Here is a 23561-nt window from a genome sequence, read left to right as displayed (position 1 = left end):
GCACGCACCCTAGCCGGGTACGCCGATCTCTATCAGATCTGACCCGCAGTCAACATTGCCGCTTGGAAAGTATGCAGAGCATCCATTGGACAGTATTCAGAACATCCAATCCGCCATTCCCTGGTGAGCTGACGTCACCATCACTTCCCATCGGTCGAGTTCGGTTACGATCACCGGGCCTTCCCCCACCCGCACCGACACCTCGGGAACGCTCTTGGCACTCGGCCGAACGACCCGGCTGCCCTCGCTCACCGGTCTGCGCTTCGTCGCGGCAGCCGCCGTGGTCGCCCAGCACTCCAGCCTGATCTGGACGCACGGCCACGGCGAGAACGCCGTCCTGCTCCGCCTGGGCTTCGCCGCGGTGACGTTCTTCTTCCTGCTCAGCGGCTTCCTGCTGGCCTGGGCCTGGCGCCCCGGGCAGTCCGTCCGAGTGTTCTGGCGCCGCCGGGTGGCCCGGATCCTGCCCAGCCACCTGGTGACCCTCGCCCTCGGCGTGCTGCTGCTGGCCGCTGCCGGGCAGGCCGTGCCGCTGCACGCCTGGCTGCCCAACGCGCTGCTCGTCCAGACCTGGTCCCCCGGCTTCGACCTGCTCGACCCCGGGGTGAACGGGGTGTCCTGGTCGCTCTGCTGCGACCTGGCCTTCTACCTCCTGTTCCCGCTCGTCGCCCGGCGCGCGGCCGCGATCCGCCCGGAGCGGCTCTGGCACTGGGCCGCGGCGGCCGTCGCGGCCGTCGTGCTGGTCCCGTTGCTGGCCACGGCCGCACGGCCGCTGCTCGACGGGCCGGCGTTCGGCCTCGGCGTGACCCAGCGTCAGATCTGGTTCGGTTACACCTTCCCGCCGGCCCGGATGCCGGAGTTCCTGCTGGGCGTGGTCCTGGCCCGGCTGGTCCAGGAGGGGCGGCTCGACCGGGTCCGGCCCTGGCACGGCGCGCTCGCGTTCGCGCTGCTCTACCCGCTCGACCACCTCGCCCCGCTGATGTTCGGCATCGCAGCGATCACCGTGCTGCCGCTGGCGGCGCTGATCGCGGGGACCGCCAACGCCGACCGGCTCGGCCGGCCGTCCTGGCTCGCGCACCCGGTCGCCGAGCGGCTGGGGGCGCTGTCCATGACGCTGTACCTGACCCACCTGCTGGTGATCGAGCACGGCGACGCCCTGCTCGACCCGTACGGCACCGCCGACGGGCTCCGCCCGCTGCTCTTCACCGTCCTCCTCGCCGCCGGATCGCTGGCGGCCGCCTGGCTGCTGCACCTCGCCGTCGAGGAGCCGATGGTGCGCCTGCTGAACGAACCGCGCCGCACCCGCCCGACCGAGCTCCGCACCGTCCCCGACCACCAGAGGGAGATTCCATGACCGCGCAGCAGGCCCCCGCGCCCGTCGCCGCCGCTTCGCCCGCCACCCCCACGCCCGCGCCCGTCGCCGCCGCTTCGCCCGCCGCGCCCGCGCCCGCGCCCGTCGCCGTGCTCGGCCTCGGCCTGATGGGCACGGCCCTCGCCGACGCCTTCCTGGCCGCCGGCCACCCCACCACCGTCTGGAACCGCACCGCCGCCCGCGCCGACGGCCCGGCCGCCCGGGGCGCCCGGCGGGCCGCCACCCCCGCCGAGGCGGTGGCGGCCGCGCCCCTCGTGGTGCTCTGCCTCCACGACCACGGCGCGGTGCACCAGGTCCTGGACGCCGCGGGCGACGCCCTGCGCGGCCGGGTCCTGGTCGACGTCACCTCCGGCACCTCCCGGGACGCCGCCGACGTCGCCGAGGCCGCGTACCGGTACGGCGCGCAGAGCCTGGACGGCGCGCTGCTGGCCACCCCCGACACCATCGGGCTGCCGGAGACCACCGTGCTCTACAGCGGGCCCGAGCCCGCCTTCCGGGCCCATGAGGCGACCCTGTGCGCGCTCGGCGGCAGCCCGGTCCACCTCGGCCCGGACCACGGGCTCGCCTCGCTGCACGACGTCGCGATCCTCGGCGTGCTCTGGTCCAGCCTGAACGGCTTCCTGCACGCGGCAGCACTGCTGCGCACGGCCGGGATCGGCGCGACCGGGTTCGCGCCGACCGCCGAGCTGCTGTTCGCGGGCCTGGGCTCCTTCGTGAACCGCTACGCCCGACAGATCGACGAGGGCGACTACGCCACCGAGGACTCGGCGCTCAGCACCCATCTGGCGGGGGCCGTCCACCTCCTGCGCGAGAGCGAACGGCGGGGCGTCAACCCGGCCCTGCCCCGGCAGCTGCTCGCCGTGATGGAGGCGGTCGCCGCCGACGGCCACGCCGCCGACAGCTACGCGGCCGTCATCGAGCACTTCACCGAACCGGCGGAGCAGCCCCGGAAGGCCTGAACTCCCCTGTGCCGAAGGGCAGTCCAGGCACCGGTACGGTCTCAGGCCCCGGCCACCGCCCGCAGCCTCCCGGACCGGACCAGCTCCGCCACCAGCTGGATGTCCCGTTCCAGCCCCCGGTCCCGCTCCAGCACCGGCGACACCGCGCGCACCGCCGCGTGCACGGCGGCGGTCGGCCCGCTGAGCCGTTCGAGGCCGCGCAGGTCGGCGGCCTGGCACAGGGCGAGCAGGTGGATCGCCGCCGTCTGGCGGACCAGTTCGACCACCGTCCGGGCGTCCCGGGCGGCGATGGTGCCCATGCTCACCTTGTCCTGGTTGTGGGCCTCGGTGGAGCGGGAGAAGGAGGTCGCGGGCATGGTCAGCTTGAGCGCCTCGGCGACCAGCGAGGAGGCGGCCAGCTGCATCGACTTGAAGCCGTGGTGCAGCCCGGCCTCCCAACTGTCGTCCGGGAAGCGCGGGATGAGGTTCGCGGTGAGCCCGTTGTTGTACTTCTCGTCCACCACCAGCTGCAACTGCCGGTCCAGCAGGTCCCCCACGCTGGCGGCGGCGGTCTTCAGCGAGTCCATCGCCTGCCCGATGTGCCCGCCGTAGAAGTTGCCGCCGTTGACGACCGCCCCGGTGTCGGCGTCGAACAGCGGGTTGTCGTTGGAGGAGTTGATCTCGACGTGGGTCCAGTCGACGGCGAAGGCGAGGGTGTCCCGCAGCACGCCGTTGACGTGCGGCGCGCAGCGGATCGAGTACCGGTCCTGGACCGGCTCGGCCAGCCTGCGGTACCCCGTCCCGTCGGGCATCACGTCGGCCTCCGCCGCAGCGTCCCCCGCGAACGGGCCGTCCCCGACCCGGCCGAGCAGCCGGCGCACCGTCCGGGCCGACTCGGCGCTGCCCGGGTGCGGCTTGTGGTCGAAGACGAACGGGTCGAAGTGGCCCGGGTTGCCGTTCAGGACCTGGGAGGCGAGGGCCGTGCAGAGGTCGGCGGCGAAGGCGAGTTCGGACGCGTCGCGCAGTGCCAGGACGGCGAACCCGGCCATGAAGGAGGTGCCGTTGACCAGTGCCAGGCCCTCCTTGGAGGCGAGCACCACCGGCTCCAGGCCCGCCTCCGCCAGCGCCTCGGCGGCGGGCCGGGCCTCGCCGCGGTGGAGCACCGTGCCGTGCCCGGTGAGCATGGCCCCGAGGTAGCTGAGCGGGACGAGGTCGCCGCTGGCGCCCACCGAGCCGCGCTCGGGGACGACCGGCAGGATGTCCTGCGCCAGGCAGTCCAGCAGCAGTTGGACGACCTCCGGCCGGATGCCGGAGTTGCCGCGGGCCAGGCAGTTCGCCCGGGCGATCACGGTCGCCCGCACCACGTCGGGCGCGGCCGCCGGGCCGAGGCCGCAGTTGAAGCCGCGGATCAGGTTGGCCTGCAGCGCCTCGACCTTGCGGGGCGAGATCTGCCGGGTGTTGCTGTCGCCGAAGCCGGAGGTGACGCCGTACACCCGCCGCCCGGACTCCACGATCGCGTCCTTCAGGTCCACCGACCGTTTCATCCGGTGGACGGCGCTGTCCGCCAGCGCCACCCGCCAGGCCCCGGGCCGCCGGGCGGCCTCGGCGGCCTCCTTGACGGTCAGCGACCGGCCGTCGAGCAGCAGCTCGGCCGTGGGGGCACCGGACGGGGACGGACGGTCCTGGATCCGCTGCGTGCCCTGGGCGTTCTGCGGGCTCCGGGCGTTCTGCGGGCCCTGCGGGCTCTGGGTGTTCTGCATGCTCTCTGACGACAACTCGACTCTCCTGTCTGCGGGCGCGGCCGACGCGTCTGCGGGGCCCGGACGGGCGGGGCGGAACGGGGGATCGACGGCGCACACGCGCGGAACCGGTCGCAGAGACCTGCGACTTCGCCCCGTTGATCGTCTATAACTCTACGTCACCACAATCCACTCGCCCTCCGCCCCGGCCCGGAGGCCCTCCGCACGGCCCCGGACGCCTTCGGCGCCGGATCGGCGCCGGTTCCACGCCGCTTCCACGCCGGATCGGCGCTGCCCGGCGGGACGCACGAGCGGCGCGGCACCGAGGGGTGGCGCGCCGTATGCCCGCTTGTCCATCACCCGCCGGACGGGTGTTCGGGACGGTCGACCGTCGGACCGTCCGGCGTCAGGCCGCCTTCCCCGCCGGACCGCCCACCAGGCGGCGGACCGCCCAGGCCGCCGCCCCGAGGGCGAAGCCGTAGGCGGACACCAGACCGTGGCCGTTGTCCTGGGCGAACCACATCGCCAGGCCGAGCACCGGCACGCCGGCCGCGAGGGCGATCTCCTTGGGGAGGCGGGTGCGGACGAGCAGGGCCAGCGCGAGGGTAGCACCGAGGAAGTAGGTCGCACCGGAGCTGCCCGCGAAGTTGCGGGGGTCGGTGCTGGGGCCGCCGCCGAACCCGAGCAGGGTGTCGATCCGGCCGGGCAGCAGGATCCCGGCGAGGAAGAAGCCGAGGGTCAGCGGCCCGCCCCAGTACCACTGGGCGAGCGCGGCCACCGCGGCGAGGGTGACGAGGTTCCACAGGCCGCCGAAGAGACCGCCGTTCTGCAGGAACACCGAGGTGAACTCGCGCCACCAGCCGGACTTGGCGGGATCCGCGTCCAGCGCGTCCATCGCGCCGGACCACACCAGCTGGAGCACCACCCCGCCGACGGCGACCAGGGTCAGCGCGATCGCCGCCCACGGGAGCGGGCGCCCCCGCAGGGTGTCGCGGCCGACCACGCCGAGCCCGCAGTTGACCATCATGACCATCAGCGCGGCAGTGGTCAGGTTGAAAACGATCGCCCCCATGACAGGACGCCTCCCCCGGGCTCCGGCATTTTCCAACACCGTTCGAAACCTTGTCGACACCAAGCTAGCACGTTTCTCGAACACCGTTGGAAACGGCGGGAACCCCTGTACGGTGGGCGACATGAAGCTCACCAAGGAGCGCATCGTCGATGCCGGTATGGCGGTCTTCGCCGAGGTCGGCTACCAGAACCTGTCCATGCGTCAGGTCGCCGACCGACTGGACGCCCACGCGGGCAGCCTCTACTACCACGTCCGCGGGAAGGACGAACTGCTCGCCCTGATGGCCGACCGGGTCTGCCGCCGGGCCTACGACGCGGGCACCGAGGCCCTGGCCGCCCTCCCGCCCACCGCGGGCTGGTCGGACCGCGTCACGACCCAGGCCACCACCCTCCGGCACGAGCTCAGGCAGCACCCGGGCGGCGCCCAACTGCTCGCCGAGAGCCCCGGCGTGCTCAGCACCGGCGGCCTCGCCCTGATGGAACGCCTGCTGCGGACCCTCCTCGACGCCGAACTGCCCGCCGAGCACTGCGGCATCGCCGCCGACACCCTGCTCAGCCACATCACCGGCTTCGTGCTCCAGGAGCAGAACCAGCCGACCGCCCCGCCGACCGCCACGGCCGCGCACTACGCCGAGCTGCGCGATCAATTCCCGCTGGTGACAGGCGAGTTGATCCCCCGACTGAGCCAGGACGAGAAGTTCGCCCGCAGCATCCGACTGCTCTGCACCGGCTTCGCCGCACTCCGCCCGCCGACGGCGGCCTGACCGCCCCGCACCCCCGGAGCCGACCCGCCCCTCTGCACCCCGCCACCCCGACCGGATCCCCGGTACGGGGTTTCGGTGCTGCCTTCGACCAGTCAAACGGATAGTCCATCCAGATATCTGCTAGCGTCCCACCATGAAGCGGATGACCCATCCGCTTCATCGACGGACGGAGGAACCCATGACGAAGACAGCCGTGGTCACGGCCGGAACGGGCGGCATCGGCCTGGAGACGGCCCTCGGACTGGCCGCCGCCGGCCTCGCGGTCACCGTGGTCGGGCGCTCGACCGAACGCGGCACCCGGGCGGTCGAGCGGATCAACGCGACCGGCCCCGCCCACCCCGCCCGCTTCCTGGCCGCGGACCTCGCCTCGCTGGAGCAGGTGCGCGCGCTCGCCGACCACCTCGCCGCCGAGCACACCGCCCCCGGGAAGCAGTTGGCCGTGCTGGTCAACAACGTCGGGGCGATGTTCGCCCGACGGCAGCAACTGGACGGCGTCGAGGCCTCCTTCGTGGTCAACCACCTCTCCCCCTACCTGCTGACCGAACTGCTGCTGCCCACGCTCACGGCCGGGGCGCCGAGCCGGATCGTGAACGTCACCTCGGGGGCGGTCGGCGTGGCCAAGCGGGTCTTCGACGCGGTCGAGCCGCCCGGCGGCTACTACGGCTTCCACTGGTACGGCCGTGCCAAGCTCGCCCACCTGACCCACACCCTCGACCTGGCCGCGCGGCTGGACGGCACCGGCGTCTCGGTCTTCGCCGCCGACCCCGGCGGCGCGGCGACCGAGATGACCGACGGCACGCTGACCGACCCGGGGATCGTCTCCCCCGCCCTGCGGCTACTGTGGCCGCTGGTCCGCCGCAGGTTCGAACGCTCCACCTCCGGCCCGGCCTCCGTCGCCGCCCGGCCGTCGATCGTCGCCGCCACCGACGAGACCCTGAACGGCCGGACCGGCATCGTCATCGGCCCCGACGCCCGCCCGACCACCCCCTTCCGCGCCGCCACCGACCCCCGCCTGGCCGCCGCCGTCCGCCGCCTCAGCGAGACCCACGCGCCCGTGGCGCGCAGCTAGGCCGCCGCCCTCCCCGGCGCGCGGACCGCGGCGGAAGGAGCCTGACCCGCCCGGTGCGGGACGGCCCGGCAGCCGTCCCGCACCGGAAGATCACGACCACGCCGTCCCGCCTATGATCGGATGCCGACCCCGTACGACTGCTGCCGTGCGGACCACCCGACGAGCGACCTGGACCGCCCACTCATGACGATGCCACCGCTGCGCAAGGACGCCGCCCGGAACTGGGACCGGATCGTCGCCGTCGCCCGCGACCTGGTCGACCAGGGCACCCCGCTGCAGCTCAACGACGTCGCCCGCCGGACGGGGCTCGGCGTCGCCACCGTCTACCGGCACTTCGCCACCCCCGAGGCGCTGCTGGAGACCGTCGCCACGCCCTGTCTGGAAGCCCTGGCCGAACACGGCCGGCAGGCGCTGGCGGACCCGGACCCCCGGCACGGGCTGGAGGCCTTCCTGACCCGCGTCGTCGAGGCCCAGGTCACCGACCCCGCGCTCCCCCCGGTCGCGGCCGCGGCCACGGCCGCCCTGCCCCGCACCACCGAGCTCAGGCAGGCGCTCACCACGGCCGGCACCACCCTCCTCGCCCGCGCCCACGAAGCCGCGGCGGTCCGCCCCGACCTCGCCGCCGCCGACCTCGTCCCCCTGATGTGCGGCGTCGCCCACGCCGTCAACATCAGCGGCGGCACCCCCGCCGTCCGCCTCGCCACCGCACACCGCTACCTCGCGACCCTCCTCGAAGGCCTGCGCGCCGCGCCGACGGCGTAGGCCGATCGCCCCGGGCGGAGCGGGCGGAGGCGCGGGCGGGCCGGTCAGCCGAGCTGCCCGGTCGCCTGGAGGTGGCGCACTGCCCACCACAAGGCCAGGGCGTCCTCGGTGCGGGCGGGGTCCAGGCCGGTGGCGACGGTGAGGCCGCGGATCCGGTACCGCAGGGTGTTGGGGTGCACGAACAGGGCGGCGGCGGCCTGCTCGGCATTGGCGTCGGCGGCCAGGTAGGCGTCCACGGTGCGCACCAGGGTGGTGCGGCGCTCGCCCGTGGTGTGCCCGAAGCACCGTTCGACGAGCTGTCCGCCCACCGCCGGAAGGGTCAACACCGCACGGTGCAGCGGGAGTTTCTCGGCCCGGACACAGCGGTTCAGGGCGAAGGCGACGGCCAGTTCGTCGGCCCGCTCGGCCTCGGCGAGCGACTCGCGCAGCCGGCCCGGCGGGCGCGCCGGGCCCAGTCCGGCGGGCAGCGCCACCGCGGCCGGGAGCGGCCGGACGGCCAGCCCGATGACCCGGTCGGCGCCCGGCTCGGCGAGCAGGGCGACGGTGTGCGGGCGCAGCGCCCACTCCACCGCACCGATCGTCCGCCCGGCGCCGGGCCGGGCGTGGCAGACGTGGTACTCGGTGCGCAGGTCCAGACCGAGCGCGGCCGCGGCCGTCGCCAGGTAGTCGGTCGGCAGGTCGCCGGTCACCAGTTGGCGCAGCAGCAGGGTGCGGTGCTCCTGGGCGGCCCGGGCCTTCTCCAGGTCACGCTTCCGGTGCCCCTGGACGACGGCCGCGGACACCCGGTCGCAGCCGTCCCAGAAGTCCCGGGCCAGCTCCAGCCCGGTCTGCGGGGCGTCGGCGCGCCGGATCTGCTCGTAGAGGGCGTCGAAGGCCCGGCGGGTGGTCAGCCGGAACGCCTCCAGCAGCGCTTCCAGTCCGATGCCCTGTTCGGCGCGCAGCGAGCCGAAGGCGGCGAATTCCCGCTGCTCGCCGGCGGTGGCCCCGCGCCCCTCGCGCAGGGAGGCCAGCACCGGCGCCAGCACCACCAGCAACTCCGCCCGGACCTGCTCGGGGTCCTGCCCGTGGTAGGCCGGAATCTCCCGGACCACCGTGGCGGCGGCCGCGGCGGCGATGTCCTCCAGCGACAGCGCGGCCAGCACCCGGGTGCGCTGGTCGCGGGCGGCCGCCGGTTCCGCCCCCTCGTCCACTGCTCTGTCCGCTGCACCGCCCGCTGCTTTGTCCACACCGACAATTCTGGCGCGGCTGCCGCTGTCCCGGCCACCATGGCCCGCACCGGACCGCCCGGGGAGGCTGGATTCGGCCTCATCTCGGGATTCGGCCGCGTCCCACCCACCGGCGCCACGGAGGCAGCCATGCCGCACTTTGTCACCAGCGACAACACCACCCTGCACTACCGGGACGAGGGGAGCGGCCGTCCGGTCGTCCTGATCGCGGGCTACGGCGCGCCCGCCGACAGCTGGGCCCTGCAGTGGGCGCCGCTCCGGGCGGCCGGGCACCGGGTGGTCTCCTTCGACCGCCGCTGGCACGGCTGGTCCGACCGGCCTGCCCACGGCCTGCGCATCGCCCGCCACGGCAAGGACCTGCACGAACTGCTCGCCCACCTCGACCTGGACGACGTCACCCTGGTCGGCTCCTCGATGGGCGCCGCCGCCATCTGGTCCTCCGTGGACCTGTTCGGCTGCGGGCGCCTCGCCGGGATCGTCACCCTCGACCAGACCCCCCGGATGATCGGCGCCCCGGACTGGCCGTACGGCTTCTACGGTCTGACGGCCGGCAACGTCGGCACCTTCTTCCTCCGTCCGGAGGCCGTCGAGACCGGCCACGGCCGCGCCTGGCCCGACCGGGCCGCCACCGACGCGCTGCTCCGCCGCGCCGGCGGGCGCGACCTGAGCCGGCTGATCACCCCCGACACCTACCCGCTGCTGTTCGACCACGCCTGCCAGGACTGGCGCGACACCGTCGCGGGGATCACCGTGCCGGCCCTGATCGTGGCCGGGGCGGACAGCCAGTTCTGGCCGAGCGGCCACGCCGCCGCCACCGCCCGGTTGAGCCCGCTCGCCCGGGCCGCCGTGGTTCCCGGCGCCGGCCACCCGGTACACCTCGACCAGCCGGAGACCGTCGGCCGGCTCCTCACCGCGTTCACCGCCACCACGGCCTGACCGGGCGCCGCCGGCCCCGGAAGCCCGCTGCCGCTCGGATCGCACCCGCCGCCCGAGCCGAATGCCCACCGTTGGGTCGCGGAGTGCACCATCGCCCGGTGCAACGACAACCCGGCTCTCGACGGCGTCCGCCGCTCGCGGTGGCCTTCGAGTGTCCCCTGCCATCTGCTCTCAACCCCGCACAACGCAGCGACGGACGGCGCGGCGTGACGTCGTCGGAATCGGACCTGGAGGAGGCCCGCTAAATAATCATCCGTTCACCATTGTCACAACAAGCACTAACTCGCTCTGATCAGCGATCGCAGGAATCTCCGGACTCCCGCCCACCGTTCGGCGTCTCGTCGACATCATTCAGTCGAGGTACGCATGGGCACGGCCACCCCCTCCGCACCACCGGCCACCGGCCCCGGGATGACGGTCTTACCTCCGACACCATGCTTCCGAGGCCGCCCCTTGGGACGGCGAGAGGGCGCCTCCGCTCCCAAGCGCGAGAGCTCTTCCGAGCTCCATCCCGCCGCTTCCGCTGCCGCGTACGCCCGGCCGTACGGTGCGTCCGTCTCCGCCAGCTCGTCCTTCAAGCGCTTGCGCTCCGCCATGAGGCCTGCGAGCGGCACGATCGCCTTCTCCCGGTCGCTCTGGATCTCGCGCATCCGCTGAAGGAACTCTTCTTCTCTCGTCATGCCGCCGGATCCTAGGACCGCCGTTCGTGACCGCCTCACCTCCGCTCCGCCGGGTCACTCGCGCCGGTGATTCCCGTCCATCCTCTCGGCGTATCTACGCGACGTTAATTCGACAACGAATCACACTGGCGAGACGAAGAAATCGAGCAAGGGAGAGTTCGATGCGACTCGTCAGAACACCCGCCCTGCTGAGCCGAGGAGCAGCGGGATGAGTGCCACCCAGGGAGCACGCCGACGGGAGCGGCAGACGCAGGCACCGCGGTCGAATCGGGTGAACCTCGCCTACAACGATGCCGAGCTGACCATCGTGCAGGAGGCCGCGAAACGCGATGGCATGGCGGTCTCCGCATGGGTGGCCCGCAAGGCACTGGCAGCCGCGAAGGACCAGCTCGTGCCGGTGTCGGCGGACGCCCGCGATGTGCTGACCGAGCTCATCCGGTCCCGCGGCGAACTGGTGCGGGTCAGCGAATCGATCGGTCTGACCGGAAACAACGGCGCCCCTCCGAACTCACCTCTCGCAGAGGTACTTGCGGCGGCCGCACAGCGCGTCGACCGTGCGACGCTACAGCTGATGCGGGAGCGGGTGTCGCGCTGGTGATCCCCAAGAGGGCGAAGGGCGGGAATGACACCGGCGGGCTGCTGTTCTACCTCTACGGCCCCGGGAAGCGGGATGAGCACGAGAACCCGCGCATGGTCGCCGCATGGGCACCGTGGGTTTCCGACCCGGCCTGCGCTCAGGAGATGACGGTCGGGGAGCTGGGACTGCTCCTGGACGCGCCCGTTCAAGCCCTGCCCGGCAACCCGCCCACCGAGCACGTCTATCACGTGGCCGTTCGCACGGCGCCTGAAGATCCGCTTCTGACTGACGAGCAGTGGGCCGAGGTTGCGCAGGCAATGATGAACGCCGCCGGCGCAGCTCCGCGCGGCGACTTGTGGGGCTGCCGCTGGGCCGCGGTCCGTCATGCGGACGACCACATCCACGTCGTCGCGACGAAGGCCCGTCAGGACGGAATCCAACCGAACCTGCGGCAGGACATCGTGCGGATGCAGCAGCTCGCCCGGGAGTTCGAGATCCGCTGGGGCCTGCGCCGGCTGACCTCCGGGGACCGCACCGCGAAGCGGTGGCCGACGACGGGCGAGACGAGGAAGGCCTTCCGTCGCCGTCTCACGGAGAGCGCTCGCGACCAGTTGGAGCGAGCCGTCCGTACGGCGGCGGCCGCTGCCACGGGTGAGGACGATTTCTTCGCCCGGCTCCGTTCCTCGGGCGTGCGAGTGGCGCAGCGTGTCAGCCCCGAGGAGGGCACTCCGACCGGTTTCTCGGTCGCGCTGCCGGGCGATCGGGACCGTGGCGATCGCGCGGTGTGGTTCGCGGGCTCGAGCCTGGCCTATGACCTGTCGCTCCCCCGGGTCCGTGAGCGCTGGCAGGTGACGGTCCCTGATCCGGAGGTTCCGCCGAGTGCGCTCTGGCAGACGCTCGAAGACAATCTCACTGCGGCCTCCGGTCGCTTCGGCGCCGGCGGTCGGAGGCAGGGCGCCGGTGACGTCGCCGCCCTCGGTGACCTGCTCGTCACGGTGGCGTCGACCGCGCCTCCCCTGGTGGCGTCGAGTCTTCGTGCCTCGGCCACCGAGTTCGAGCGGGCCGCTCGGGCTCCGGGACGACGAGACCTGGACGGGGAGGCCCACCTGCTACTCCGCTCCTCGGTCCGGATTCTCGTATCGGCTGCGCGAGCGTCGGGCCGAAACGACACGGCCGCGTTGCTGGGCTTCCTGCTGGCCCTCGCGACAGCCGTCAGGGCTGCGCAGCTCTGGCATGAAGAACAGGGCCACCACCTCCAAGCCGAGGCCGCGCGACGCACAGGTCACCCGCTGCGGCAAGCGGTGGAGGTAGTCACCGGTGCGTCAGCCTGCGCCGGAGACCAGACGGGCGCCCGGCGGACCGGGCGGGGGGCAGAGTCCGGTCGAGTCTCCAGGCCGGCCGACATTGTGGCGAGGGCCATCCCCTCCGATGCCTCCGCGGTGCTGCTGGACCCGGCTTGGCCTGCCCTACGGAAGCGCCTGACCGCCCTGGCGCGGCAGGGCATCGACCCCGCACAGGTCCTCACCACGGTGGCCGCCCGGCGCGAGCTTCGCTCCAGTGAGTCCGTCGCCCAGGTTCTCGCCTGGAGGCTGGACGGCTGGGCTGTCACTCATGGTGTTCCGCTCGACACCGGTGGCGGGGAAGCCCTCCCGCGGACCGCCACCACACCACGGCCTCCGCGGATGATCACCGGCTTTCCGGCTGCGGCACAACGCGTCACCGGCCACGAAACCGACGGGCCCAGGCGGGGCCGTTGAGAGACAGGAGAGTACGATGACCATGCCTTATCCGGGCGAGCCCTTTGCCGAGGCGGTGGGCGAAGCCGTCCAGACCTCCATCATGGCGGTGCGCCTGGTGCTGGCGGTCGCCGACGCGGTGCGCCGCGCGGCGGAGCGGCGGTCCGGCGGTGAGCAGCAGTTGCCACCGGTCGACCAGGCTCTCCCCGAGGCGGCGGGGGACCTCAAGGCCCTGCTCTCCCCGAACGTGGCGTGGAGCCTGATGTCCAGCTCGGACTGGCCGGTCATGGCGCAGCAGTTGGTCGCGCTGCGGCGCGCCGGTGTGGATCTGGACCAGTTCCTCCCGCGGGTCGGCGACATCGCAGTCTCGGTACGGGACGCCATCGTGGCCGACTCGGCCCGGACCGCCGCCGATGGAACACAGGAGTGGGCCCGATTGCTTCGCGCGACCCTGCCGGCGGGCCCGGCGCGGGAGGCGATCCTGTCTTCCCCCATCTGGCCGGAGATCGCCGCGACCATGCAGGTGCTCCAGGAGCGCGGCACCGACGTCCGGCAGATCCTGGCGGCCGCCTATGCCGAGGGGCTCGGGGTCGATCAGGCGATCGACCGGATGATCAACGCTCCTCGGCGACCGCCGGCGGCGCCGAGCGAGGACGCCGTGCGCTCCTACGGCCCGCTGACCGTAGGACTGGACCTGCCGAACGACCTCGACCTGAGGAACCGCCGGCGGGCGTTGGCTCAGCTGGGGGTCAGCCAGACGGAGAACGCGCGCTTCGTCCGCTGGGTGCATGACGCGCTGCCTAGCAGGGAGCGTGAAGCCGCGCTGCTCGTGGGCTCCCGCCAGTGGCCGCTGCTGGCGGCCCGAATGGCTCGGATGCAGGACGACGGCATGCGCGTCCAGGATCACCTCGCACGGCTGATGCGCGACCGAAGTTGGGAGTCCGCTCCGGTGTCCCAGCTCGCGACCCGGCTGCTCCAGGCGACCGTCGACGCGCTTCACGGGCCGATGCACGACGACCGTGCCCGGGCGGTGGTGACGGAGGCCGCAAGAGCCTCCTCGGCCGCCGGACCACCCCCGTCACGGGCGCGGGGTACGACACCCGCACGTCCAGGTGGTCCTCCTCGCCGCGCCCCTGTCCCGAACCCCGGTGCCAGGCGCGCGAGGTAGCGGACCTTGCGGGGCGACTCGCGCGCGAGCTGCCCTTGCGCAGCCGCTTACGGCCTGGTGGCTCCGACGAAGTCGGCAGCGGGCATGTCGGCGATGGGGGTCTCCTTGACGACGTCTCCGGTCTTCGGTGCGGAGATCATCCGCCCGTCGCCGCGGTACAACGCCACGTGGTAGACGTGACCGTCAGCGTGACGCCAGAACAGCAGGTCACCGGTTCGGAGGCCATCCCGCGCCACCGGACGGTCAGCGGTCGCTGAGTACTGCTCGGCGGCGGTACGAGGAAGCTGACGGGCAGGCCAGTAGGCGTACTGGACGAGCGCCGAGCAGTCCCAGCCGACGGTGGTGTCGGCCTGGCACCGGCCGGCCTGAAAGCCGTCCTCGCCGTCGCAGTGGCCGAGGCCCGGACCGGCCGGACTACCGCCGCCGTAGCTGTAGGGCACGCCAACCTGGGTGGCGGCCCTTCGCGCAGCGTCCGGACCTGCGCCGCTGCCGATGATCTCCGACATCAGGCCCGTCCCACCGAATCGGACCAAGTTGCCCATGATGTCCGCCACATAGCGTTGCGTCTCGCCGAATGGCGGCACACCGCGGCTGCCTTCGACGGCGGCCCACCCCGCGTTGTAGCCGGCAAGCGCCAGCCGACGGGAATCGTCGGGGATGCCCGAGGACCTCGCCTGTCGCAGCAGGCTGCACATCAGGCGACCCTGTGCCATCACCGCGTCGCCGATCTCGTAGGGCGAGGCCGAACCACTGGCGTCGTCATCGCGCCCCCACGTAGCCCAGGTGCTCGGCATGAACTGCGCCGGTCCCTCTGCGCCGGCGGGACTGCGCGCGTCGGCGCGGAATCCGCTCTCCTCGAAGAGCTGGGCCGCCAGCAAGGCCGGGGTCAGCCCAGGATCCCGGCAGTCCCGAGCAGCCCGGACGAGCCACGACCGGTAGGCCTCGGGAACGTCGTTCACCGACATGTGATCAGCTTCCGCCGCCCCCGCTGTCGCAAGCATGGCGAGTGCTGCGCCGATTCCGCCGAGCAGAAGGGCGAGGAGCATGGCTCCCGCGGCCAGCACCTTCTTCACAAGATCCCCCTGTGTCGTACGCCGATAGGCCCGAACGGGCGGATGAGCGTGCCCTCCGAATGGTCGAGGTTGTTACGCCATGCAGTCGAGCGACTACGCTGTCGTCCGTGATCGAAGGAGGCCGATCTGACAACGCGAACGGTCCGAGAAAGTTGCGACCTGACAGCCAATCCGGTGACGCCAGCTCAGCCCGGCCACGGCGTGCTGCGGTACGGACTGATGCCGGTGCACGGCTACGACGTGGCCTCCGCCGTCGTGCTCCGAATGCTCGACGAGGAAGACGGTCTCGGCGGACGGGCGCGCGGGCTCGGCCCTGGGGAGCCCGTGCCGTACGGCGTCCGGCCTGTGCTCGTCGCCCCGAGCACTGTCTACGGCATCGCGATGGTCGAGACGATCGTCCAGGGCTGGCCCGCAGGCATCGTGCCGAAGCCCTGGCTCGTGGTGGTCGCCGATGTCCCTGCCCGCCCGGCACCAGCTGCACGGTACCGCCTCCGTGCCCTCGGCGGACGGCTCGCCGGTACCGCCTACCTGCCCTACCTGCCCGTGCTCCGCTCGGTCGAGCAGCCGGAGGACGCCTTGGCCGACGCCGTGGTGGCGCGCGCGGGTGCCCGGCTGCGCGCCCAACTCGAAGGGAAGTGACAGATGTTCATCGCAGAAAACCTGATCCCCCCTGCCAAACCGACCAAGATCCCCGGGATGGACGGCATGGTCTCGACCCTGTTCGGCTACGGCTTGTGGCTCCTGGTGCTCGCCGGCGTGTGCGCCACCGGGTACGGCGTGTTCAAACTGGCCACGGCGGAGAAGAGCCGCCACGGTGGCGGAAGCGAGCCCTTCAAGTGGATGGGGGCCGGGGTCGCCGCGATCCTGCTGTCGGGTTCGTTGATCTCGATCCTCAACGGCATCGTGGGCTGATGGTGCGGACCGGAAGAAAGGGAGGTCGACTCTCCCGATCCGCGCTGTGGGGGGCCGGAGTGATGCTCACTGCCGCCGTCGGTCTGACCGGCTACACGGCCCTGGCCGGCGAAGAGGGGCAGCCCTCGAGCGCTCAGCCCGGCACCGGCCCGCCTTCGCCAAGCACGGCCTCACCGGCCCCCGTTCCGGTGTCGACCTACAGCCTTCCGGCCACCTGGACGGAGCCCCAGCGCTGGCTCGCGGCTCCCCGCGGTGCCCGCACCTCCGGCGGCCGGGCAACCGGCTTCCCGCACAGCACCGACGGGGCGATCGGCATGCTGGTCGCCTCCTCCGGTTTCGACGTCGAGGGCTCGAGGACACTGGTGGACGAGCAACTCGCCTTCTTCACGACCTATACGGCCGTGTCCGACCAGACTCCCGCCCGGGAGCAACGGATCCGCCAGGGCGCGGCGAAGGCGGACGCCCGAGCCCGCGCCACTATGGGTCTCCCGGCGTCGGGACCGCTTCCACCAGGAGCCTGGGTGCGCACCAACCTGGTCGGTTTCACACTCATCCAATCCCAGCCCGACGCCGTCACCGCCCACTTGCTGCTCCGCACCGCCCAGAAGGCCGGCGAGACCAGTCCCGAAGCCGTGTCGTACGCGGTAGGCACCATCGGGGTGGTCTGGCGGGACGGCGACTGGAAACTCGACCCCGCCGGCGGGGCGTCCCCCGGGCCCGGGTCGGCACCGGAGATCGCGGCGCCCGGCGACGCCGCTTTCAACACGCAGGGGTGGACCGCGATCAGGCAGGCGTCGTGAGGAGCCGCCTCGCCGCCCTGCTGCTGGCTCTGGTCACACTGTGCGGGACGATCGCCGGCGCCCAGGCAGCGGAGGCCGACGACAAGCCCGGCGTCATCGGATCGCTCGCTCAAACGGCCTGCGACTACAGCGTGGTCGGCGCCTATGACTACCTCACCGACGGCCACCACTGCGAGCACGTCGGTGAGACCGTCGACCAGGCACTCGACGTCGGGTGGAACGACGTCTGGAGCTCCACCATCGGCGAACTGCTCAAGGCCGGGGTTGCCTTCGTCAAGGGACTCGTGAAGTTCACGCTGACGGTCGCCCTCCAGGGGCCGTCGCTACGCCTGGAGGACAGCGGTCTGTTCGGCGAACACGCGACGCTGGCGGGCATGTTGGTGTGGCTCGGGCTGCTTATCTCTGCGGCCGGCCTGATGTGGCAGATCGGACGGATGGCCGTCACCGGCCAGATGCGTCATCTCGGTCAGGCCCTGAGCGGGTGGCTGCAGAACTGCCTGCTCTGCACGGGCGGCGTCGCCGGTGTCGTCCTGCTACTCAGAGCAGGGGACGCATTGACCGACGGACTGGTCAACCGTACCTTCGGCGACACCGGAGCCGCGACCGGACACATCGTCGACGTCCTGGTCCCGCATGTGGTCAACCCGTTCATCGTGATCTGCGGTCTGCTGGTCCTGGTTCCGGTCGGGTTCGTCCAGCTCGTGCTCATCTTCCTGCGGAACTCCGCTATCCCGATCCAGTGTCTGCTGCTGCCGATCGCCGGAGCCGGCCGGGTCGGCGGCGAGACGACCCGCAAGTGGGCTCCGCTGCTGATCAGGTCGATCCTCATCGGCATCTCCTACAAGCCGATGGTCGCGGTCATCATCTGCGCTGGCTTCGCCGAGTTCGGCCACGCCGACACCGTGGTCGAGTGGTTGCGCGGGCTGACGACGCTGCTGCTCGGAGCCCTCGCTCCGGCCGCGTTGGTACGGATCTTCGGCCCGGTCGCCGAGGAGGTCGGCACCGCCATGGGCTCGGGCGGAGCGGTGGCCGCCATGTCGGCGGCCGGAGCCTACGCCTCCCGCCGGGGGCGCAGCGGGGCCGCGGACCCCGACGAAGCAGGCCCCGACGGTGGGACCGGGGCGACCAGCGCGGTCGAGCACGCCCGCCGTGTCAAGCAGTCGATGTCCACGAACGGGGGCGACGGCGCGCATTCGGCGGCCGGTAGTGATGCGCTCGGGCGGGCGGCCCGCAACCAGGCGACCCGGATCCCCGCACCCGCAGCTGCACCCGACGCTGCGCCGGGCCCGGCGGGCGTACCCGGCGCCCCCTGTGCGGGTTCCGCGCCGAGTACAGCAGGCGCCGGTAGCGGTGCATCGGCCGGAGCGGGCATCGCGATCCAGGTCTTGGACGGGCTGAACAGCGCGGTGCAACGCGGCGTGGGTGAGATCGGAAGCGGATCAGGAGGACAGCTGTGAGTGCCCACGAAGTTCCCGACGGACTGATGGTGAGCGGCCTCCGCACCCGCCGGTCCTTCGGCATGGGGAACCTTTCGAAGGAGGCGACGATCGGGGCGGCGGCGGTCCTGACCGCCGATGGGCTCCTCGGCATCCGTCATCCGGCGAGCCTGCTCGTCACTCTTCCGTTGACCGGCGCCATCGTGGGTCTGGCCGCCCTCCGACGGCAGGGGATGTCCGCGCTGGCGTACTACCGGGCCAAGTTGGCCTGGCAACACGGGTACCGTGCGGGCGCCACGTCCTACCGGCGGGTCCTCCTCGCCCAGCCGTACGCGCTCGACCTGCCCGGTGTGGGGGCGAGTTCCTCGCTGATCGCCGCCCACGACCCGACCAGCGGCCGGAAGGTAGGCGTCGTCCACGACCGGTCCACCGGCCGGATGACCGTGTCCACCCTGCTCGCGCCCAGGGGCAGTCTGATGGCCCCTACCGGTGCCGTCCGCTCCGGGCTGCGGACCTGGGGCGAGGTCCTGAACACCATGTCGACGACCGAGCAGGTCAAGGGCGCCTCGGTCACCATCCAGATCACTCCGGGTGCGGGCGAGGCCCTGGCCGACGATGTCCAGCAACGGCGGCGACCGGACGCCCCTCGACTCGCCCTGGACGTCGTCGACGAGCTGGTGCGCACCACGCCACGTGCCACCGCTCAGGTCGCTTCCTGGCTCAGTGTCACCATCGATCCGTGCGCCACCACCAATCCCCCGACCGACCTGGCCGAGCAGGTGGGCGAGACGCTCCGGGTGGTCGACACCCTGGACCTGAGCGGCACCGGCACCGACATCGTGCGCCGGACCACCCCGACCGACCTCCGGCGGATCGTCCGCTCCGCCTACGATCCGGCTGTGGCCCTCGCGCGGGACGAGCAGTTCGACGAATTGCAGTGGGGCGAGTGCGGCCCGATCGCCGCCGACGATTGGGTGGAGTCCTACGCCCATGACGGCGCGGTGTCGGCCAGCTGGGTGCTTCAGGAGATGCCGCGCCGCCCGATCCCTTACAGCGTGCTGCTTCCGCTCCTGGCCCCCGGCCGCTTCCGGCGCCGGATCACCCTGGGCTACCGGGTCCTGGACCCGCACGAGGGAGAGGCCCTGTTGGAGCGGGAGATCTCCGCCGCGGAGCACCGCGCCCAGGCCACGGCCGAGGTCAAGGGACGCGCCAAGTGGAGCCAGAAGGCGGACTACCACCGTGCGGAACAGGCGGCGCGGCAGGTGGCCGGCGGAGCCCAGGTCGTCAACTGGACCTTGTGGGTCACCACCACCGCCCGGGTTCCCGCCGAACTCCCCGCTGCCCTCCAGGAACTGAAGCTCGCCGTCGCGGGGACCAGGGGTATCCGCATGCGACCGGCGTTCGGCGCCCAGGCGGCCGTCTTCGCCGCCGGCCTGCCCATCGGCTACAACCCTCTCGTGAAGTAGCGGAGTTCTGATGTCGAGCAAGAGCCGACTGCTGACCCCACGGTGGACTGCCGGCACCGTCCCCGACGGCAGGTCCCGGCGGCTGCGGTTCAGCCGCGGGATCCACGCTCCTCGGCGGGGCTGGGGCGGGCCTTTCGGTGGCCGCACGGCGGTGGAGGACACCGGCACCGTCTACACCGGACCGACCAGCCAGATCTCGCTGATCGACCCGTTCCTGCTGGGTGCGGGCCTGCCGGCGCGCGGGGTTCCCGTCGGACCCGATGTCCTGACCGGCGAACTCGTGTGTGTCGACCCGTCCGACTGGACCGGAACACTCACCACCAACCCGGGTGTCTGGGTCATGGCGCAGCCCGGTGTCGGCAAGTCCGCTCTGATCAAGCGGATCTGCCTGGTGTACGTCGCCTACGGCCATATGACGTGTGTGCCGGCCGATGTGAAGGGCGAGTACTCCATGATGGTCCGCGAGCTAGGCGGCAGCGTGCTGCGGATCGGTACCGGCACCGAGCGGATCAACCCGTTGGACTCCGGGCCGCTGAAGCACCGCCTGCCTTCTCTGCCGACAGCGGAGCGTGGTGCCCTTCTCGACGTTCTCAACGGCCGTCGGCTGGAGACCCTCGGTGCCCTGCTGGCAACGCGGGTGGGGCTCGGCCGTCAGGCGAACGAGATCGAGCGCTCCGCGCTCACCACCGCCGTACAACTCGCCGCCGACGCCGTCCCGGGCACCGATCCCGTGGTTCCGGACGTGATCGCCGTTCTTCGGCAGGCCCCGGAGCCGCTTCGGGCCAAGCTCGCCGCCGAGGGCGACACGTACCTCGATCTGACCCGCTCGATCGTGGCGGGCCTGGACAACCTGGTCGACGGCCCGCTCAAGGGGATGTTCGACGGACCGACCACGTCGCCGATCGACCTCGGCGCACCGGCCGTCTCGGTCGACATCAGCGCCCTCCGGGCCCGGGGCAACGACGTCGTCTCCGCCGGAATGATCGCCAGCTGGGCCTACACCTACTCCTCCATCGACAGTGCCCGCAGCCTCGGCCTGATGCGCCGCAAACTCGTACTGCCCATGGACGAGATGTGGCGGGCCCTGCGCGCCGGTCCGGGCCTGGTCGACGCCATGGATAGCATCAGTCGCCTGAACCGGACCACGGAGGACATCAGCATCTACGCCACGCACTCGACCCTCGACTCCGAGTCCCTGCCCACCGAGGAGGACCGCAGCAAGGCGAGAGGGCTGATGGACCGGTGCGACACCTGGGTGATCGGCGGTTCCACTGGCGAGGAACTCGGCCGCATCTCCGGCAGAAGGGCTCTCACCGAGCAGGAACGCATGATGATCGAGTCCTGGGCCTCGGCGACCAGTACCGGCCTCGACACCTCTGAACAGATCCACCCCGGCCGTGGGAAGTACCTCATCAAGTTGGGTACCCGGCCCGGCATCGCCGCCGCGATGAAACTCACCGCGACCGAGCGTCGGCTCTTCCACACCGACTCCGGCGGGAACGAGTCCGAGGATGATCGTCCATGATTACCGAGAGTGACCGGATGTGGCTCGCCGGCGGCCTCCTGGTGGGCGGTTCTGTCCTGCTGTCCGCGTCCACCTGGGCCGGGGCGGCCACCGGCGCCGTGCTCGTCGAGGCCGATGCCCCTCCCCTCAGCCCGTACACCGTCTTCGAGATGACGCGCGACTGGCACTCCGTCTGGGCACAGTCCCCGACGGCCAGTGGCCTCGGCGCCGTGGTCTGCGACCTGGCCGTCGTCGCCGGTGTCGTCCGGAGTGTGTGGAGCGCGTTGCGCTGGTTCCACAACGCCTCCCACCTCGCCACGCTGCACCAGGTACGTGATCTCACCCCCGCACCGGCCGCCCGTACCGCCACTCGGCTGCGCGCTTCCCTGCGGCAGGTCAAACTCCGCGATGTCGACCCGCGCGATCGCGGCGTGCTGCTCGGCGACCACCTCCCGACAGGTGTCGAACTCCGGGGATCCGACGAGGACACCTACCTCGCGTTGATGGCCCCCCGTGCGGGCAAGTCGAGTGCCCTGGCGATCCCCGTCGCGGAGGAGGCTCCGGCCGCCTTGTTGGTGACCAGTAACAAGCCCGACGTCTACGCCGCCACCCTCGCCTCCCGACGGCGGGCGGGCGACGCCTGGGCGTTCGACACCCAGGGCATTGCCCAGGTCCAACGGGCCTGGTGGTGGGACATCATCGCCGAGGCCGAGACCCTCGACCGGGCCGAGCGGCTCGCCTCGCACTTCATCGCCCAGGTCAAGAGCGACGCCGCCGACCCGTTCTGGGCCCAGGGGGCCAGCGACCTGCTGGTCGGCATGTTCCGCGCCGCCTGGTGGGACGGCGCCACGGTGCGACACGTCCTCCGGTGGCTGGCCGACCCCAGGGAACGGGCACCGCTGCGGATCCTCTACCAGCACGAGGAGGTCCTCGCCGAACAGGTCGACAGCTCCATCAGCATCGCCGAGGAGACCCAGTCCGGCATCTACCAGAACGCCCGTACCGCTGTCTCTGCACTGCGCGACGAGAAGGTACTCGCCTGGATGCTTCCGGACAGACACCGTCCGCAGTTCCAGCCAGAGGAGTTCGCCCTCGGTCGGGACACCCTCTACCTGCTCAGCAAGAAGGCAGGGGCCGCCTCCGCCGTCGTCGCCGCCCTCGCCGATTCGGTGTTCACCGCGGCCTCCGAGGCAGGAGAACGCCACGGTGGGCGCCTTCCCGAGCCGATGCGAGCCGTCCTCGACGAAGTCGCCAACATCTGTCCCATCGCCGACCTGCCGGATCTCTACAGCCACCTCGGCTCCCGCGGGATCACCGCGTTCAGCATCTTCCAGAGCTACTCCCAGGGTGTGAGGGCCTGGGGTGAAGCCGGTATGAACGCCCTCTGGGGCGCCAGCACCAAGAAGATCATCGGGGTGGGCCTGGACGACCCCCGCTTCGTCAACGACATCGCCACCCTGGTCGGCAACCACGAGATCATCCGTGGTTCCTTCACCAAGAGCCGCGACGGCGGTTCCACCTCTCTCAGCGAACACCGCGAGCAGATCCTCGAACCGGCCCGGATCCGTGCTATGAAACGCGGTACTGCCCTGCTGCTGGCCACCGGCATGCCCGTCGCCCAGATCGCCCTGCGGCCCTGGTACGAGGAGCCGGGCATGACTCACCTCGGCCCGGCCATGAGGAGCGAGGAGGCCGCGATCACCAAACGTGCCAACCTCGCCTGGCAGGAGCGGAAGGCGCAACGCCGTGGCTGAACCCACGCATTCGGACCTGCCGGCCCTCAATGTCGTCTCCATGGCCGAGGACGTCGAGGACCTCAAGGCCGAACTGGCCGCGCTGCGCCTCGAGGTTGCCGCACTCGCCCATCGCCCCGCAGAACCGACAGCCGCTCACACGGGCGCAGCGGAGGGCGATCAACGACCCCCGGAGACGGAGGACGGGTGGCACTACCCTCCGTTCATCTTCCTCCTCGAAGGCGAGAAACTGCACGCCGAGCTGCGGCTGCTCGCCGAATGGGTCGAGGGCGTGCTGGTCCCCGGCTGCCTGGGCGAACCCTCCGCGGACTCACGCTGGTGCCATCTCTGGACCGAACACTGGGACGCAGTGGGTGCCCTGCACGCGCTGTGGCTGGCCTGGCAGGAGCTCACGGATCCTGCGGTCTGCGGCTTCACGGGCCCGAGCACGTGGTACCGCGACCACTACCGCCCCTGCATGACGGAACTTCGCGGACCGGCCGGCCCGTTCGCGGGCTGCACCAAGGGCGAACACCGGGTAGAACACCGGCTTCCCAGCCGCGCGCCCAGCGCCTGGTGCACCGCCGAGGACGGCATCTGAC

The 23561-nt window shown here is 72.0% G+C and carries 22 protein-coding genes; 17 read left to right on the top strand and 5 right to left on the bottom strand.

What is annotated here, in order from left to right:
- The first annotated feature begins 214 nt into the window (after positions 1 to 214).
- On the top strand, positions 215 to 1351 hold the full coding sequence (locus tag AB0O91_RS00465; protein WP_363426717.1) for an acyltransferase: 1137 nt from the start codon (positions 215 to 217) through the stop codon (positions 1349 to 1351).
- Entirely contained in the window at positions 1348 to 2328 is a 981-nt protein-coding gene (locus tag AB0O91_RS00460) for an NAD(P)-binding domain-containing protein (RefSeq protein ID WP_363426716.1), read from the top strand. Before AB0O91_RS00465 ends, AB0O91_RS00460 begins: the two co-directional genes overlap by 4 nt.
- Positions 2329 to 2369: 41 nt before the next feature.
- Here AB0O91_RS00460 and AB0O91_RS00455 read toward each other — a convergent pair whose 3' ends face one another.
- Both AB0O91_RS00455 and AB0O91_RS00450 read right to left on the bottom strand, forming a co-directional pair.
- A complete protein-coding gene (locus tag AB0O91_RS00455) occupies positions 2370 to 4082 on the bottom strand; it encodes an aromatic amino acid ammonia-lyase (RefSeq protein ID WP_363426714.1) in 1713 nt (570 codons plus the stop codon).
- A 370-nt stretch (positions 4083 to 4452) separates the two neighbouring features.
- On the bottom strand, positions 4453 to 5118 hold the full coding sequence (locus tag AB0O91_RS00450) for a hypothetical protein (protein ID WP_363426712.1): 666 nt from the start codon (positions 5116 to 5118) through the stop codon (positions 4453 to 4455).
- A gap of 121 nt (positions 5119 to 5239) precedes the next feature.
- Between AB0O91_RS00450 and AB0O91_RS00445 the strand changes: the two genes are divergently transcribed.
- From AB0O91_RS00445 to AB0O91_RS00435, 3 genes are all read left to right on the top strand, one after another.
- Positions 5240 to 5881 carry a TetR/AcrR family transcriptional regulator gene (locus tag AB0O91_RS00445; RefSeq protein WP_363426710.1) on the top strand — a complete coding sequence of 214 codons (642 nt, stop codon included), beginning with the start codon at positions 5240 to 5242 and terminating at the stop codon, positions 5879 to 5881.
- A gap of 178 nt (positions 5882 to 6059) precedes the next feature.
- The gene (locus AB0O91_RS00440; protein ID WP_363426709.1) at positions 6060 to 6950 is read left to right on the top strand and encodes an SDR family NAD(P)-dependent oxidoreductase; all 891 of its coding nucleotides are present in this window, start codon (positions 6060 to 6062) and stop codon (positions 6948 to 6950) included.
- 183 nt (positions 6951 to 7133) lie between these two features.
- On the top strand, positions 7134 to 7712 hold the full coding sequence (locus tag AB0O91_RS00435; RefSeq protein ID WP_363426707.1) for a TetR/AcrR family transcriptional regulator: 579 nt from the start codon (positions 7134 to 7136) through the stop codon (positions 7710 to 7712).
- A 44-nt stretch (positions 7713 to 7756) separates the two neighbouring features.
- On the opposite strand, the gene AB0O91_RS00430 is transcribed toward AB0O91_RS00435, so the two are convergent.
- On the bottom strand, positions 7757 to 8938 hold the full coding sequence (locus AB0O91_RS00430) for a helix-turn-helix domain-containing protein (protein WP_363426706.1): 1182 nt from the start codon (positions 8936 to 8938) through the stop codon (positions 7757 to 7759).
- 129 nt (positions 8939 to 9067) lie between these two features.
- Between AB0O91_RS00430 and AB0O91_RS00425 the strand changes: the two genes are divergently transcribed.
- Entirely contained in the window at positions 9068 to 9874 is an 807-nt protein-coding gene (locus tag AB0O91_RS00425) for an alpha/beta hydrolase (RefSeq protein ID WP_363426705.1), read from the top strand.
- A 347-nt stretch (positions 9875 to 10221) separates the two neighbouring features.
- On the opposite strand, the gene AB0O91_RS00420 is transcribed toward AB0O91_RS00425, so the two are convergent.
- Positions 10222 to 10554, bottom strand: a complete 333-nt coding sequence (locus AB0O91_RS00420) for a hypothetical protein (RefSeq protein ID WP_363426703.1) — start codon at positions 10552 to 10554, stop codon at positions 10222 to 10224.
- Between the two features lie 208 nt (positions 10555 to 10762).
- Here AB0O91_RS00420 and AB0O91_RS00415 point away from each other — a divergent pair, with 208 nt between their 5' ends.
- Genes AB0O91_RS00415 through AB0O91_RS00405 form a run of 3 tightly spaced genes read left to right on the top strand, consistent with a single transcriptional unit; the run spans position 10763 to position 14035 of the window.
- Positions 10763 to 11152, top strand: a complete 390-nt coding sequence (locus AB0O91_RS00415; protein ID WP_363426701.1) for a hypothetical protein — start codon at positions 10763 to 10765, stop codon at positions 11150 to 11152.
- On the top strand, positions 11149 to 12888 hold the full coding sequence (locus tag AB0O91_RS00410) for a mobilization protein (protein WP_363426699.1): 1740 nt from the start codon (positions 11149 to 11151) through the stop codon (positions 12886 to 12888). The genes AB0O91_RS00415 and AB0O91_RS00410 overlap by 4 nt, the downstream gene beginning before the upstream one ends.
- A gap of 16 nt (positions 12889 to 12904) precedes the next feature.
- Positions 12905 to 14035, top strand: a complete 1131-nt coding sequence (locus tag AB0O91_RS00405) for a hypothetical protein (RefSeq protein WP_363426698.1) — start codon at positions 12905 to 12907, stop codon at positions 14033 to 14035.
- A 47-nt stretch (positions 14036 to 14082) separates the two neighbouring features.
- Here the strand turns inward: AB0O91_RS00405 and AB0O91_RS00400 are convergent, their stop codons facing one another.
- Positions 14083 to 15108, bottom strand: a complete 1026-nt coding sequence (locus AB0O91_RS00400) for an NlpC/P60 family protein (RefSeq protein WP_363426697.1) — start codon at positions 15106 to 15108, stop codon at positions 14083 to 14085.
- A gap of 174 nt (positions 15109 to 15282) precedes the next feature.
- On the opposite strand from AB0O91_RS00400, the gene AB0O91_RS00395 reads away from it, so the two are divergent.
- The 8 genes from AB0O91_RS00395 to AB0O91_RS00360 are packed head-to-tail and all read left to right on the top strand — an operon-like array spanning position 15283 to position 23560.
- On the top strand, positions 15283 to 15747 hold the full coding sequence (locus AB0O91_RS00395; protein WP_363426696.1) for a hypothetical protein: 465 nt from the start codon (positions 15283 to 15285) through the stop codon (positions 15745 to 15747).
- 3 nt (positions 15748 to 15750) lie between these two features.
- Positions 15751 to 16020, top strand: a complete 270-nt coding sequence (locus AB0O91_RS00390) for a hypothetical protein (RefSeq protein ID WP_363426694.1) — start codon at positions 15751 to 15753, stop codon at positions 16018 to 16020.
- Positions 16020 to 16820, top strand: coding sequence for a hypothetical protein (locus AB0O91_RS00385; protein ID WP_363426693.1), 801 nt, complete (start codon positions 16020 to 16022; stop codon positions 16818 to 16820). The genes AB0O91_RS00390 and AB0O91_RS00385 overlap by 1 nt, the downstream gene beginning before the upstream one ends.
- On the top strand, positions 16793 to 18277 hold the full coding sequence (locus AB0O91_RS00380; RefSeq protein WP_363426691.1) for a hypothetical protein: 1485 nt from the start codon (positions 16793 to 16795) through the stop codon (positions 18275 to 18277). The genes AB0O91_RS00385 and AB0O91_RS00380 overlap by 28 nt, the downstream gene beginning before the upstream one ends.
- On the top strand, positions 18274 to 19722 hold the full coding sequence (locus tag AB0O91_RS00375; protein WP_363426689.1) for an SCO6880 family protein: 1449 nt from the start codon (positions 18274 to 18276) through the stop codon (positions 19720 to 19722). The genes AB0O91_RS00380 and AB0O91_RS00375 overlap by 4 nt, the downstream gene beginning before the upstream one ends.
- Positions 19723 to 19732: 10 nt before the next feature.
- Positions 19733 to 21247, top strand: coding sequence for an ATP-binding protein (locus AB0O91_RS00370; RefSeq protein WP_363426687.1), 1515 nt, complete (start codon positions 19733 to 19735; stop codon positions 21245 to 21247).
- Complete coding sequence (locus tag AB0O91_RS00365; RefSeq protein WP_363426685.1) at positions 21244 to 22980, top strand: TraM recognition domain-containing protein; 1737 nt, start codon at positions 21244 to 21246, stop codon at positions 22978 to 22980. Before AB0O91_RS00370 ends, AB0O91_RS00365 begins: the two co-directional genes overlap by 4 nt.
- Entirely contained in the window at positions 22973 to 23560 is a 588-nt protein-coding gene (locus AB0O91_RS00360) for a DUF4913 domain-containing protein (protein ID WP_363426684.1), read from the top strand. The genes AB0O91_RS00365 and AB0O91_RS00360 overlap by 8 nt, the downstream gene beginning before the upstream one ends.
- Position 23561: the final 1 nt, after the last annotated feature.

The organism is Kitasatospora sp. NPDC089797 (genome assembly GCF_040684795.1).
Classification (GTDB): domain Bacteria; phylum Actinomycetota; class Actinomycetes; order Streptomycetales; family Streptomycetaceae; genus Kitasatospora.
The sequence above is the reverse complement of the archived record's forward strand: the minus strand, read 5'-3'. Positions and strand labels throughout refer to the sequence as shown.

Bases quoted from the DNA above. Each gene is read 5' to 3' on its own strand.
- AB0O91_RS00460 (WP_363426716.1), top strand. From the start codon at position 1,348: ATGACCGCGCAGCAGGCCCCCGCGCCCGTCGCCGCCGCTTCGCCCGCC.
- AB0O91_RS00450 (WP_363426712.1), bottom strand. From the start codon at position 5,118: ATGGGGGCGATCGTTTTCAACCTGACCACTGCCGCGCTGATGGTCATG.
- AB0O91_RS00445 (WP_363426710.1), top strand. From the start codon at position 5,240: ATGAAGCTCACCAAGGAGCGCATCGTCGATGCCGGTATGGCGGTCTTC.
- AB0O91_RS00440 (WP_363426709.1), top strand. From the start codon at position 6,060: ATGACGAAGACAGCCGTGGTCACGGCCGGAACGGGCGGCATCGGCCTG.
- AB0O91_RS00435 (WP_363426707.1), top strand. From the start codon at position 7,134: ATGACGATGCCACCGCTGCGCAAGGACGCCGCCCGGAACTGGGACCGG.
- AB0O91_RS00425 (WP_363426705.1), top strand. From the start codon at position 9,068: ATGCCGCACTTTGTCACCAGCGACAACACCACCCTGCACTACCGGGAC.
- AB0O91_RS00420 (WP_363426703.1), bottom strand. From the start codon at position 10,554: ATGACGAGAGAAGAAGAGTTCCTTCAGCGGATGCGCGAGATCCAGAGC.
- AB0O91_RS00415 (WP_363426701.1), top strand. From the start codon at position 10,763: ATGAGTGCCACCCAGGGAGCACGCCGACGGGAGCGGCAGACGCAGGCA.
- AB0O91_RS00405 (WP_363426698.1), top strand. From the start codon at position 12,905: ATGACCATGCCTTATCCGGGCGAGCCCTTTGCCGAGGCGGTGGGCGAA.
- AB0O91_RS00390 (WP_363426694.1), top strand. From the start codon at position 15,751: ATGTTCATCGCAGAAAACCTGATCCCCCCTGCCAAACCGACCAAGATC.
- AB0O91_RS00385 (WP_363426693.1), top strand. From the start codon at position 16,020: ATGGTGCGGACCGGAAGAAAGGGAGGTCGACTCTCCCGATCCGCGCTG.
- AB0O91_RS00370 (WP_363426687.1), top strand. From the start codon at position 19,733: ATGTCGAGCAAGAGCCGACTGCTGACCCCACGGTGGACTGCCGGCACC.
- AB0O91_RS00365 (WP_363426685.1), top strand. From the start codon at position 21,244: ATGATTACCGAGAGTGACCGGATGTGGCTCGCCGGCGGCCTCCTGGTG.